General features: G+C 72.8%; 10 protein-coding genes. 2 read left to right on the top strand and 8 right to left on the bottom strand.

Annotated features, from left to right (window positions below; genetic code table 11):
• Position 1: 1 nt before the first annotated feature.
• A complete protein-coding gene (locus ACZ52R_RS36880; RefSeq protein WP_465665092.1) occupies positions 2–925 on the top strand; it encodes an aminoglycoside phosphotransferase family protein in 924 nt (307 codons plus the stop codon).
• Positions 926–1008: 83 nt separating this feature from the next.
• Here the strand turns inward: ACZ52R_RS36880 and ACZ52R_RS36875 are convergent, their stop codons facing one another.
• The 5 genes from ACZ52R_RS36875 to dxr form a co-directional block, all read right to left on the bottom strand.
• Entirely contained in the window at positions 1009–1557 is a 549-nt protein-coding gene (locus ACZ52R_RS36875; protein WP_465625247.1) for a GNAT family N-acetyltransferase, read from the bottom strand.
• A 76-nt stretch (positions 1558–1633) separates the two neighbouring features.
• Positions 1634–2509, bottom strand: a complete 876-nt coding sequence (locus tag ACZ52R_RS36870) for a GNAT family N-acetyltransferase (protein WP_465625276.1) — start codon at positions 2507–2509, stop codon at positions 1634–1636.
• Positions 2510–2678: 169 nt separating this feature from the next.
• A complete protein-coding gene (gene ispG, locus ACZ52R_RS36865) occupies positions 2679–3839 on the bottom strand; it encodes a flavodoxin-dependent (E)-4-hydroxy-3-methylbut-2-enyl-diphosphate synthase (RefSeq protein WP_360505310.1) in 1161 nt (386 codons plus the stop codon).
• Between the two features lie 144 nt (positions 3840–3983).
• Positions 3984–5291 carry a M50 family metallopeptidase gene (locus ACZ52R_RS36860; RefSeq protein WP_360505312.1) on the bottom strand — a complete coding sequence of 436 codons (1308 nt, stop codon included), beginning with the start codon at positions 5289–5291 and terminating at the stop codon, positions 3984–3986.
• 58 nt (positions 5292–5349) lie between these two features.
• A complete protein-coding gene (dxr, locus tag ACZ52R_RS36855; protein WP_465754995.1) occupies positions 5350–6594 on the bottom strand; it encodes a 1-deoxy-D-xylulose-5-phosphate reductoisomerase in 1245 nt (414 codons plus the stop codon).
• A gap of 85 nt (positions 6595–6679) precedes the next feature.
• Here dxr and ACZ52R_RS36850 point away from each other — a divergent pair, with 85 nt between their 5' ends.
• Positions 6680–7348: an NAD(P)-binding oxidoreductase gene (locus tag ACZ52R_RS36850; RefSeq protein WP_465625251.1), complete on the top strand. Its 669-nt coding sequence runs from the start codon at positions 6680–6682 to the stop codon at positions 7346–7348.
• 108 nt (positions 7349–7456) lie between these two features.
• Here the strand turns inward: ACZ52R_RS36850 and ACZ52R_RS36845 are convergent, their stop codons facing one another.
• From ACZ52R_RS36845 to ACZ52R_RS36835, 3 genes are all read right to left on the bottom strand, one after another.
• Positions 7457–8899, bottom strand: coding sequence for an aldehyde dehydrogenase family protein (locus ACZ52R_RS36845; RefSeq protein WP_465625252.1), 1443 nt, complete (start codon positions 8897–8899; stop codon positions 7457–7459).
• Positions 8900–9151: 252 nt separating this feature from the next.
• On the bottom strand, positions 9152–10720 hold the full coding sequence (locus ACZ52R_RS36840; protein WP_465665098.1) for a PucR family transcriptional regulator: 1569 nt from the start codon (positions 10718–10720) through the stop codon (positions 9152–9154).
• Positions 10721–10906: 186 nt separating this feature from the next.
• Positions 10907–12979, bottom strand: coding sequence for a type IV secretory system conjugative DNA transfer family protein (locus tag ACZ52R_RS36835; protein ID WP_465754994.1), 2073 nt, complete (start codon positions 12977–12979; stop codon positions 10907–10909).
• Positions 12980–13060 lie beyond the last annotated feature (81 nt).

Below are 13060 nucleotides of genomic sequence, written 5' to 3'. Positions count from 1 at the left end.
CATGTCGGGAGCCGCACCCACCATCACCGTCCCCACCTGGCTGACGCACACCGTCACCGCCACCCACGGCGACGCCGGCCGTCGATGGCTCGCCGCCCTCCCCACCAGGGCGGCCGCCCACCTCGCCGCCTGGGACCTCACCCTGGAACGCGTCCTCGACCCCGGCGGCAGCCTCAGCCTGATCGCGTACGTCCACCGCGACGACCTCTCGCCCGCCGTCCTCAAGACCGGCCTGCTCACCCCCGAGACCACCCACGAGCACGCCGCCCTCCGACACTGGGCCGGCCGGGGAGCCGTCCTCCTCCTCGACGCCGACCCCTCCGAGGGCGTCCTCCTACTGGAACGCCTCCACGGCGAGATCCCGCTGCGCTCCCTCGCCGAGCCCAAGGCCATGCTGGAGGCCACCAGCCTGCTGCACCGGCTCTGGGCGGAGCTCCCCGCGGAGCACCCCTTCCCCACCCTCGCGCAGCGGGTCGCCGCCACCGCCGAGCGGGTCGAGGAACACCGCTCCCACCCCGCCGCCACCGAGGCGCAGTCCCTGATCACCGAGGCCCTGGACACCGCCCGGGGCCTGACCGGCTCCACCGACGAGTCCTTCCTCCTGCACGGCGACTTCCACCACGGCAACGTCCTCGCCGCCGACCGCGCCCCCTGGCTGGCCATCGACCCGCGCCCCGTCGTCGGCGAGCGCGCCTACGACCTGGCCCGCCTCGCGCTGGACCGCGCCGACACCCTGCTCGGCTCCCCCGGCGTACCCGCCGCCGTCCGCCGCCGTCTCCACCAGCTCTCCGACGCGCTCGACGTGGACCGGGACCGCCTCCGCGGCTGGGCCCTGTTCCGCGCCGTCGACCTGGCCCTGCGCTCCCTCGCCGCGGACCGCCGCGAGGACGCCGAACTCCACCTCGAACTCGCCGGCTCGCTCTGATCCCCGGCTCGCTCTGATCCCCGGCGCGCCGGGACTCGGCCCGCTCCGAGCCCCGGCCCGCGCGGCGGGACCAGGACCCGACTTCAGACGCCCGACCCGCGCAGCGGCAACCGGGCCCCCATCACCGCGTACAGCCGGTCCGTCGCCGGGAACCGCACCGCCCGCGCCAGGTCCTGGTACCCCAACGCCCGGTACAACCGCCGTGCCGGCGTCTCCGCGTCGATCGCCGAGAGAATGCTCCGCTCCAGCCCGGACCGCTCGCACAGCGTCCGGATGAGCCGCGAACCGACGCCCTGCCCTTGGAACTCCGGCAGCACGTGCAGTTCGGTGACGGCGAAGACCCCGTCCAGCCAGCCCCCGTGCCCCCGGACGGTCAGGTAGGGCTCGATCACCGTGCTCCACCAGTGCTCCCGCTGGTTGGGCATCCCGTACCCGAACCCGACCAGCCGCCCCCCGCTCATCGCCCCGAGCGCGATCACCCCCGACTGCTGGGCGTGCCGCCCGACGATGTGCAGCCGTACCGCGACCTCCTCGGGCGTGAGCCCGAACGCCACCGCCTGGACCTCCAGCGCCTGCGGCGCCCAGTCCGCAAGGTCGATGGCCTCGATCGTCACCCCGGTCAGCTGATCCATGCCCCGGACGTTACTACCAGCGGCCCCCGAACGCGGCCGAAGATCCCAACACAGCCGCCCCTCGGGAGCGACGCCCTCAGAACAACACGCTCATGAACGCCCCGACCTCCCGGAACCCCACCCGCCGATAGGCCGCCCGGGCCCGCAGGTTGAAGTCGTTGACGTAGAGCGACACCACCGGCGCCACCTCCCGCAGCGCGATCTCCAGGACCGCCGCCATCCCCGTCTCGGACAGCCCCTGCCCCCGGTGCTCGGGCGCGACCCAGACCCCCTGGATCTGGCAGGCGCCCTCCGTCACGGCCCCGACCTCCGCCTTGAAGACGACCTGCCCGTCCTCCCCGAACCGCGCGAACGACCGTCCGGTGGAAACGAGTTCGGCCACCCGAGCCTGGTACAGGAGCCCGCCGTCGCCCGCCAGCGGCGACACCCCGACCTCCTCGGTGAACATCGCCACGCACGCCGGCATCAGCGCCTCGACCTCGGTGTGCCGCACCCTCCGCACCAACGGATCCGGCGCGATCTCCGCCGAGGGCACCGAGGTGGCCAACAGCGGCTGGTGGCCCCGGACTTCACGCGCAGGACCCCAACTCCGCTCCAGCAGCGCCCAGAACGCGGCGGTGGCCTCGGCCGGCCCGACGATCGAGGAGCAGCGCCGCCCCTGCCGACGGGCCCGCTCGGCGAAGGCCGCGACCGCCTGCGGCCCGGCGTCGACCAGGACCAGGTTCGCCCCGGCGTAGCAGAGCGCGCCCAGGACGCCGTCCCCGTCGTACCAGCCCCACAGCTCCCCGCCGAGCCGCCACGGGTCGAGCCCGACGGCCTCGACCCGGGTCGCGACGAAGGCGTTGGCGACCGGGTCGCGGTGGAGGATCTCCAGGGCGTCCGCGAGGTCGGGCGGCTCCAGCACGCGGGTGGTGGCCAGGGCCCGGGCGGCCTGGAAGGAGCTCGGGAGCATCACACCTCGATCGAGCATCGAGACAGCACCTCACTGAGACGACTCTGGCCGCACCCTACTCCGTGGCCCCACCCGGCTACGGCTGCGGGGCCGTCCGCGAACGGACGGCCCCGCTTCCGGAAAACTTCACGCAGGCTTCCCCGCGCCATCAGGACGGACTACGAAGGGTTCACTCCCCCGCGACGACGCTCGGCGCCCCCGCCTCGACGCCGGCCGCCTGCATCTGCTCGGCGAGCTTGAGCGCCTCCTCGATCAGGGTCTCGACGATCTTCGACTCGGGAACGGTCTTGATGACCTCGCCCTTGACGAAGATCTGGCCCTTGCCGTTGCCGGAGGCGACACCCAGGTCGGCCTCACGCGCCTCGCCCGGCCCGTTCACGACGCAGCCCATGACGGCCACCCGCAGCGGCACCTCCATGCCCTCCAGGCCGGCGGTGACCTCCTCGGCGAGCTTGTAGACGTCGACCTGGGCGCGGCCGCAGGACGGGCAGGAGACGATCTCCAGGCCGCGCTCGCGCAGCCCGAGCGACTCGAGGATCTGGTTGCCGACCTTGATCTCCTCGGCCGGCGGGGCGGAGAGCGAGACCCGGATGGTGTCGCCGATGCCCTCGGCCAGCAGCGCCCCGAAGGCGACCGCCGACTTGATGGTGCCCTGGAAGGCCGGCCCGGCCTCGGTCACGCCGAGGTGCAGCGGGTAGTCGCACGCGGCGGCGAGCTGGCGGTAGGCGTTGATCATCACGACCGGGTCGTTGTGCTTGACCGAGATCTTGATGTCGCGGAAGTCGTGCTCCTCGAACAGCGAGCACTCCCACAGCGCGGACTCGACCAGCGCCTCCGGGGTGGCCCGGCCGTACTTCTCCAGCAGGCGCTTGTCGAGCGAGCCGGCGTTGACGCCGATCCGGATCGGCACGCCCGCGTCCTTGGCGGCCTTGGCGATCTCGCCGACCTTGTCGTCGAAGGCCTTGATGTTGCCCGGGTTGACGCGCACCGCGGCGCAGCCGGCGTCGATCGCGGCGAAGACGTACTTCGGCTGGAAGTGGATGTCCGCGATGACCGGGATCTTCGACTTCTTCGCGATGATCGGCAGCGCGTCGGCGTCGTCCTGCGACGGGCACGCGACCCGGACGATCTGGCAGCCGGACGCGGTCAGCTCCGCGATCTGCTGCAGCGTGGCGTTGATGTCCGCGGTCACCGTGGTGGTCATCGACTGCACCGAGACAGGGGCGTCGCCGCCGACCGGCACGTTGCCGACCATGATCTGCCGGGAGTAACGACGCTTGGCGAGCGGCTTGAGCGGCAGGGACGGAATACCGAGCGAGATCGCGGTCATGTGCGCAGGGTTCCCCGGGGTAGAGGTGTGGTCGACCGCCCGGCCGTTGGAACGGCCGAGGCCGGGCGCGCTGACGATCGCGCACCCGGCCTCCACGGTACGGCACCGCAACGGGCCCCAGCACACCCGCCGTACCCGAACGCCCTAGCTGATCTTCACCGGGTTCACCAGGTCGGCGACCATCACCAGCAGCGTGAAGCCGATGAAGATGCTGGCCACGACGTACGCCACCGGCATCAGCTTGGCGACGTCGAACGGGCCCGGATCGGGCCGCCGGAACAGCTGTGCGAAGCGGCGCCGGACCGCCTCCCAGACCGCGCCGGCGACGTGGCCGCCGTCCAGCGGGAGCAGCGGCAGCATGTTGAAGAGGAAGAGCGACAGGTTGATGCCGGCCAGCAGGTTAACGAAGAACGCGACCCGCTGGGTGGCCGTCTCGTCGGGGAGGGAGAAGACCTGACCGCTCACCCGGGCGGCGCCGACCATGCCGATCGGCGAGTCCGGCTCGCGCGGGGCGTCGCCGACGATGGCGTTCCACAGCCCGGGGATCTTGCCGGGCAGGGCGACCAGCGATTTCACCCCGTTCTCGGTCATGTCGTACATCCGGTCGAGGGACTGCCCGAAGTCCAGCCGGACCACGCCACTCGCAGGAGTGAACCCGAGGAACCCTGCCTTGACGGTCTGCCCCTTGAGCGGAACGTTGTTCCCGTCGTACTTCTGGACGTCGTTGACCGCGATGGTCGGGTTGAGGGTGAGCCGCTGCCCGTCCCGCTCGACCTCCACCGGGACGGCCTTCCCGGCCGAGCGGCGGATGTCCGCCTGGAGCTGGTCGTAGGTGCGGATCCGGTCGCCGTCGAAGGAGAGGATCTTGTCCCCGGCCTTCAGTCCGGCCTGGGCAGCCGGCGTCTGCGGGGCGTCCGCCGGGCAGTTGTCGGTGGGCTGGCCCGCCTTGACCACGCACTGGGCGACGGTGCTGACCGTCGGCACGTTCATGGAGACGCCGAAGCCCATCATGACGGTCAGGAAGAGCCCGAACGCCAGGATCAGGTTCATGAACGGCCCGGCGAACATGACGATGACGCGCTTCCACGGCTTGCGGGTGTAGAAGAGCCGGTGCTCGTCACCCTCCTGGAGCTCCTCGTAGGAGGCCTCGCGGGCGTCCTCGATCATGGTCCGCCAGGGCGAGCTGCTGCGCTTGGTGATCCGGCCGTCCTCACCCGGCGGGAACATCCCGATCATCCGGATGTACCCGCCGAACGGGATCGCCTTGATGCCGTACTCGGTCTCGCCCTTGCGGCGCGACCAGAGGGTCGGGCCGAAGCCGACCATGTACTGCGGCACCCGGATGCCGAACAGCTTGGCCGTGGAGAGGTGGCCGAGTTCGTGCCAGGCGATCGAAATGAGCAACCCGATGACGAAGACCAGGATGCCGACCACCGTCAAAACCGTTGCCACCGCTGGTCCTCCGTCATGCCGCTCCACTCATCGTCTCGTCCTACCGCAATCGAGGCCGTCAGCCCGCCGCCAGCTCACGGGCCCGGGCGCGCGCCCAGTCCTCCGCGTGCAGGACGTCCTCCACCGTCAGGGAAGTTCCCGACGCGGCCGGCCCGCCGTCGTACTGTCCGTGCTCGGCCACGACCATGGCAACAGTGTCCACGATTCCGGTGAAGGCGAGACCGCCCTTCAGGAACGCCTCCACACATTCCTCGTTCGCCGCGTTGAACACCGCCGGGGCGGTGCCGCCCAGGGTGCCCACCTCCCGGGCCAGCTCGACCGCCGGGAAGGCCTCGTTGTCCAGCGGGAAGAACTCCCAGGTGGCGGCCTTCGTCCAGTCACAGGCGGGAGCGGAGTCCGGCACCCGGTCCGGCCAGCCCATCCCCAGCGCGATCGGCATCCGCATGTCCGGCGGACTGGCCTGCGCCAGCGTCGACCCGTCGGTGAACTCCACCATCGAGTGCACCACCGACTGCGGGTGGACCACGACCTCGATCCGCTCGAAGGGCACGTCGTACAGCAGGTGCGCCTCGATCACCTCCAGGCCCTTGTTGACCAGGGTGGCCGAGTTGATCGTGACGACCGGGCCCATCGCCCAGGTCGGGTGCGCCAGCGCGTCCTGCGGGGTCACCCCGGCCAGCTGCTCGCGGGTGCGGCTGCGGAACGGGCCGCCGCTGGCGGTGACCACCAGCTTGCGCACCTCGGCGCGGGTCCCGCCGGCCAGCGCCTGGAACAGCGCGGCGTGCTCGGAGTCCACCGGCACGATCTGGCCCGGCTTCGCCACCGCCTTCACCAGCGGACCGCCGACGATCAGCGACTCCTTGTTGGCCAGCACCAGCACCCGGCCCGCCGCCAGCGCGGCCAGCGTCGGCCGCAGCCCGATCGACCCGGTGATGCCGTTCAGCACCGAGTGGCACTCCACGGCGGCCAGCTCGGTCGCCGCGTCCGGGCCCGCCAGCACGGCCGGCAGCGGACGGCCCGCCGCCTTCGCGGCCAGCGCGTCCCGCAGCGCCGGCTCCGCCGCCGGGTCGGCCACCGCCACGGTGTGCACGCCCAGCCGCAGCGCCTGCTCGGCCAGCAGCTCCACCCGGCCCCCGGCCGCCGACAGGGCGACCACCCGGAAGCGGTCCGGATTGCGGAGCACCACGTCGATGGCCTGGGTGCCGATCGAACCGGTCGAGCCGAGGATCACCAGCTCCCGGGGGCCGGAGGGGTCCGCCACGGTGGGCGTGAAGCGCAGCTGCGGGTGGGCGAGCGAAGTCATGCGCCCATTGTGTCCTGTCCGCGACCGCGCCACTCCCAGGACTTCCCCAGGACGACCCGGCACCCCTCGGGCTACCGTCGGACCCATGCGTACCGTCATCGCCGGGGGCCACGGAAAGATCGCGCTGAAACTGGAACGGCTGCTCGCCGCACGCGGCGAGCGCCCCGCCGGGATCATCCGCCGCCCCGAACAGGCCCAGGACCTGACCGACGCCGGAGCCGAGCCGCTTCTGCTCGACCTGGAGGCCGCCACCGCCCCGCAGCTCGCCGAACTGCTCTCCGACGCCGACGCGGTGGTCTTCGCCGCCGGAGCCGGACCGGGCAGCGGCGCCGCCCGCAAGAACACCGTCGACCGCGACGCCGCGGTACTGCTCGCCGACGCCGCCGAACTCGCCGGCGTCCGCCGGTACCTCATCATCTCCTCGATGGGCGCCGACGCCGACGCCCACTACCCCGCCGACGAGACCTTCGAGACCTACCTGCGGGCCAAGGGCGCCGCCGACGACGCCGTACGGGCCCGGACCACGCTGGACTGGACGGTCCTGCGCCCCGGGCAGCTCACCGACGGCCCAGGCACCGGCCTGGTCCGCCTCGCCCCCTCGGTCGGGCGCGGCACGGTGGACCGGGCCGACGTGGCCGCCGTCCTGGCCGCCCTGCTGCACGAGCCCGGCACCGCCGGACTGACCCTGGAGCTGGTCGCCGGGAACGCCACCGTCGAGGAGGCCGTCGCCGCCGCGGCGGGGCACGACGGCTGAACGCGCGGAGGGCCCGGTTCGACGAACCGGGCCCTCCGTCAAGCGGTCTTGCGTCAAGCGGTCTTTCGTCAAGCGGTCTTCGTCACGCGGTCTTTCGGGGGTCGTCCCTCAGAGGTCGAGGCCGGTCAGGACCAGCACCTTCTCGACCGTGTAGTCGTCCATCGCGTACTTGACGCCCTCACGGCCGACACCGGAGTCCTTCACACCGCCGTACGGCATCTGGTCAGCGCGGTAGGACGGCGCGTCGCCGATGATCACACCGCCGACCTCCAGCTCCCGGTGGGCCCGGAAGGCGGTCTGCACGTCGTGCGTGAACACGCCCGCCTGCAGGCCGAACGCCGAGTCGTTGACGGCCGCGAAGGCCTCCTCCGTGCCGTCCACCCTGTGCAGCGACAGGACCGGGCCGAACACCTCGGCCTTGGCCAGGATCGCGTCCTCGGGCAGCTCGGCCAGCACGGTCGGAGCGTAGGTCGCGCCCTCGCGGGTGCCGCCGGTCAGCACCTTGGCACCCTTGGCGACCGCGTCCTCCACCCAGGACTCCACCCGCTTCGCGGCGTTCTCGTCGACCAGCGGGCCGACGTCCGTCCCGGCGTCGTTCGGGTCACCGGTGACCTGGGCCCTGACCTTGGCCACGACCTTCTCCACCAGCGCGTCGTACACCGACGCGTCGGCGATCACCCGCTGCACCGAGATGCAGGACTGGCCGCCCTGGTAGTTGGCGAACATCGCGATCCGGGTGGCCGCCCAGTCCAGGTCGGCCTCCGAGGACCAGTCGGCGAGGACCACGGCCGCGGCGTTGCCGCCCAGCTCCAGGGTGCAGTGCTTGCGCGGCACCGAATCCATGATCTGGTAGCCGACCTTGTCCGAACCGGTGAACGAGATCACCGGCAGGCGGTCGTCCTGCACCAGCGCCGGCATCCGGTCGTTCGGCACGGTCAGGATCGACCAGGAGCCGGCCGGCAGGTCCGTCTCGGCCAGGATCTCGCCCAGCACCATCGCCGAAAGCGGCGTCGCCGGGGCCGGCTTCAGGATGATCGGGGCACCGACCGCGATCGCCGGGGCGACCTTGTGCGCGACCAGGTTCAGCGGGAAGTTGAACGGGGCGATGCCCAGCACCACACCGCGCGGGAAGCGGCGCACCACCGCGAAACGGCCCACGCCGCCCGGGTCGGTGTCCAGCCGCATGGTCTCGCCGTTGGTGCGGCGCGCCTCCTCGGCGGCCCAGCGGAACACCGACACCGCGCGGCCGACCTCGCCGCGGGCCCACTTGATCGGCTTGCCGTTCTCGGCGGTGATCAGCTGGGCGAGCTCCTCGGTGCGCTCGGCCAGCCGCTTGGCCACGTGGTCCAGGGCGGCGGCACGCTGGTGCGCCGGGGTCGCGGCGAACACCGGCAGGGCGGCGACGGCGGCGTCCAGCGCCTCCTCGACCTGGGCCTCGGTCGGGATGCTCACCTTGCCGACCAGACGGCCGTCCCAGCTGTTGTGCACCTCGAAGTCGGCGTCACCGCTCGCCCGGCGGCCGGCGAGCCAGAAATCGTACGTGGTGGTCACCGTGGTACCGGCCCTCTCCTCGTCGTCGTACGGCCCGCACGGACGTGGGACCAGAACCCGAGAGTAGGTGCGTCGGCGCGCCGACCGGATTGGCCGACTAGGAGCGTTCGGCCCCTAGGCCACTCCACCGCGTCCAGCCGACCGATCCGTTCCTGGCGCTTCCTCGCTGTTTGGCGCCTGTTCCGGGTCGGTTCCGGGTCGGTTCCGCGCGGTTCCGGGTCGGCTCCGCGCGGTTCCGGATCGGCTCCGCGCCTATTCCTCGCCGGAACGAAGCGCCAGCCACAACTCCATGCGCACATCCGTGTCGTCCAACGAACGGCCCAGCAACTCCTCGACCCGCCGCATCCGGTAGCGCAACGTGTGCCGGTGCACACCCAGGTCCGCCGCCGCCGCGTCCCACTGACCGTGCCGGGACAGCCACGCCCGCAGCGAAGCCACCAGGTCACCACGCGCCGTCCGGTCGTGATCGCGCAGCGGCCGCAACAACCCCTCCGCGAACGCCGTCACCGCGTCCTCCCCGAGCAGCGGCAACAACGAACCCGCGCCGACCTCCTCGTGGTCCACCGACCGGCGACCACCCCGCAACGCCACCGCCAGCGCCCGCTCGGCCTGCGCGTACGCCGTCCCGGCATCCTCCAACGCGGCCGGCGCCGACACGCCCAACGACAGGCCCTCGTGCTCCTCCACCGCACCCAGACACGCCCGGTGCACCGCGCCGTTGTCCAGCGCCAACACCATCAGCCGCAGCCCGTGCGCGCCGTCCTCCCGCGCCACCAGCAGCTTCTCGCCCACCCGGGAACCCGCCTGCTCCGCCCGGTCGCCCAACTCCCCGAGCGCCTCCGCGGCATCCGCGTTCGCCGCCCCCGCGCCCGCCACCAGAACCCGTATCGTCCCCTCCGGCATGCCGCCGAACAGCCCCACCGCGACCTGCCGGGCCGTCGCCACCTCACCGGCCAGCACCATCCGCAGCAGCGCCGCACCCATCCGCTCCTCCGCCTGCCGCAACTCGCGCGAGCGCTCCAGCGTCAGAGTCAGCAGCGCCACCGCCGCGTTCAGCACATACCGCTCGGTCGGCGTGATCCGGTCCTCGGTCCCGACCGCCAGAAAACCCCGCGCCCGCCGGTCCGCCCCCAGCGACTGGACCACCACGTAGTCCTCGTCCGCCGTGTCTATCCCCGGCGCACGCCCCTGCAACGCGGCACTCGACGGCGCCGGCCGCCGACGCAGCCGATCCACCTCCGCCGCCAACCGCCCCGCCCGACGCGCCGCCCAGTCCGGCGCCACCACGGACAACGCACCCGAGCCGTCGTACAGCGCCGCCCAGCCCCCCAGGCGCGCCGCCAGCCGACGCACCACGGCCGTCGTCCCGTCCTTGCCCAGCGCAGCCCTGGTCAGCTCCTCCTGCGCCTCGAAGCTCGTCGTCACCGCCTCGTACTGCTCCGCGGCCAACGCCGCCGACACCACCTTGCTGATCGCGATGAAAGGCGTCGGCTCCGGCACCCGCAGCAACGGCAACCCACGCTGCGCCGCCGCCTCCACCAACGGCTGCGGCACCTCCGTGTGCGACAGCCCCACCCCCAGCCCCAGCCCCACCACCCCGGCATCGGCCAGCCGGTGCACATACGCCTGCAACTGCGCCGCCGTACGGCCCAGCTTGATACCGGTGGTGAGCAGCAGCTCACCACCCTCCAGGAACGGCGTCGGGTCGTCCAGCTCACTGGTGTGCACCCAGCGGACCTGCCGCTCCAGATGGTCCGCACCGGCGAGAACCGTCAGATGAAGCGAGCTGTTGCGGACAACGGAGGCGAGTGTGGGGGGCATGGCACCTTCGGGGGATCGACCTGACCGCGCCATTGCGGCCGGGCGAGGAGAGGGACGTGGGAGTGGTGAGGGTCTCTCCCCTTCATTATGGACGCACCGGACAACCGGCACTGCCGAATCCACCTCGAAGGCGACTTCCGGCCCGGCCCCACCACGCCCGGTCCCGCCCCGGGCCCGGCCCCGGTCTCACCCCCGCAGGTCCACCAACAACGGCGGCACCTGCTCCCCCGACACCGCCGTCAGCGACACCACCGCATGCCCCGCCGGCAACGCGTGCGCCAGATCCGACGGCGACCACCGCAACCGCTCCACATCCCGCGTCGTCACCGACTCCGTCTGCGCCGTCGTCCCCGACAACGCCTTCCGCCCGACCCGACCGGCGCGCCGTATCACCCCCCCGGAGGTGTCGGGGGTGTGGGTGACCGCCGTCTCCTGCACCAGATGCGTCCCCCAGGCCTCCGAGAACAGCCGCCCGTCCCACGGCGCGATCCCCGGGAACGCCATCCGGCAGCCGACCGCGCCGAACAGCGGTGCCCGCAGCGCCTCCGGCAGGTCCACCAGAGTCCGCAGCAGCAGCACCGTGCCCGCGTTCGCGCCCCGCATCCGCTGCAGCCCGCGCACCGCGGTGGCGTCCAGCGCCGCCGAGGCGTCGTCCACCACCAGGCCCGCGAACAGCGAGCGGTCCTCGCGGGCCCCGGCCGCCTGCACGAACTGCCCCACCACCAGCCGCGACAGCATCCGGGCCGCCTCGGGGTGACTGCGCTCGGGCAGCTTCACCCGCACCCGCAACGGATGGTCCAGCACCCGCATCGCGAACGGGGGACGGCCCGTGCCGTCGGTCGCGAAAGCGCCCTCGAACGCGGGCCGCTCCAGCAGCGCCAACCGGTCCGCCAGCAGCGACCCCGGATCGTCCGCCCGGTCGCGCTGGCGCTCGCGGTACTCCAGGTCCCGCTCGTGGAGAGCCAGCCGGCCCGCCGTACCGAGCGCCTTCACCAAGGCCGCCAGCGCGTCCTGATCACCGCCCAGCAGCGCCCGCAGCTCACGCACCACCGGGTAACGGCCGTACGCGGCGTGGAACGGACCCACCACCTGCTGCAGCGCGGTGCGGGCGTTCTCCGTACGGGCGGTCAGCTCGTCCGGCAGCAGCGCCTCGGCCAGCCGGGCAGCCGCCTCGTCGGGGTCCTGCGCGGCGCCGTAGAGGTCCAGCCCGTACACCGAGGACGGGTCGCCGGGCGCGATCACCACGTCGTACCAGGCGTCCGGGCCGAGATCCGCGTCGGCCGCCCCGATCACCACCACACAGGCGGTACCGGCCAGCGCCTGCAGGCACAGCGCCTCCGCGACCGGCCGGGCCAGCCGTGCGGTCTTCCCCGTCCCGGCCGGGCCCACCGCCAGCACCGAAGTGCCCAGCAGCGCCGGGTCCAGCGCGAAACCGGCCGCCCGGTGGCTCACCGGATTCTTCGGCACGTCCTGCGCGGTACCGAGCCGGACCTGGCCGAGCAGCAGATCGTGCTCCTCCGCCCGACCGGACAACTCGCGCGTCTCGGAGGGATGAGCGAAAGCCGCCCCGCCGCGGGCGGCCACCTGCTCGATGAACGCCGGCACGAACACCGGATCCGCCTGCGCGGACTCCCAGGCGCGCTGGATCCGCACGTAGTCGACATCCCCCACGGCCTCCCCGTCGAGCCGCGCCGCCGCCTCCGCCGCCCCACCCCGCCGCAGCCCGTCCCACGGGTCCTGCCGCCGCGCCGCCTCGGCCGCCGCCGGGGCGTCCTCCTCGGCGCGCTGCTCCTGCGTCACCGTCCGCGACAACAGCGGCGACACGTACCGGCGCCACACCTCGGGCCAACGGCCCATTCGGCCGAAGACTTTGATGACGGCCGCCGCGACCACGAGGTTGACGGATAGACCGACAGCAGTCACCAGCGTCTCGGTGGGGTGATCGACCCAGACGGTCATCACGATCAGATGGAGCACCAACTGGGTGCCGTAGACAAAGGCCAGCCAAGCCACCACCGCGTTGAGCCCCGCCCGCAGCAGCAGCGGCCAGGTCGCGACCTTGGCTGCCTCCGCCCGCTCCGGGTCGAGTCGGCGGTAGCCGAGCCGGTAGACGCCCGGTTCGGCTTCGGGGCGCGGGGCGCAGGCCCAGCCGGGGAGGTCGAAGGAGGAAGGGGAGGTACCGGGCCGCTGGTGGGGCAGGGGGGTCGGGGGTCTGGTGGTGGTGCGCTCGCCGTGGTGGTGTGACCCGTCGTGTGCCATGTACGGCCCCGCTCCCTCGCCCGCCCGGCCCGACCGCCGTCGGTGCCGCCATACCCATGTCGCCGTACCGGCGACACGCCC

This window comes from Kitasatospora sp. NPDC034023 (assembly GCF_055575795.1).
The sequence above is the reverse complement of the archived record's forward strand: the minus strand, read 5'-3'. Positions and strand labels throughout refer to the sequence as shown.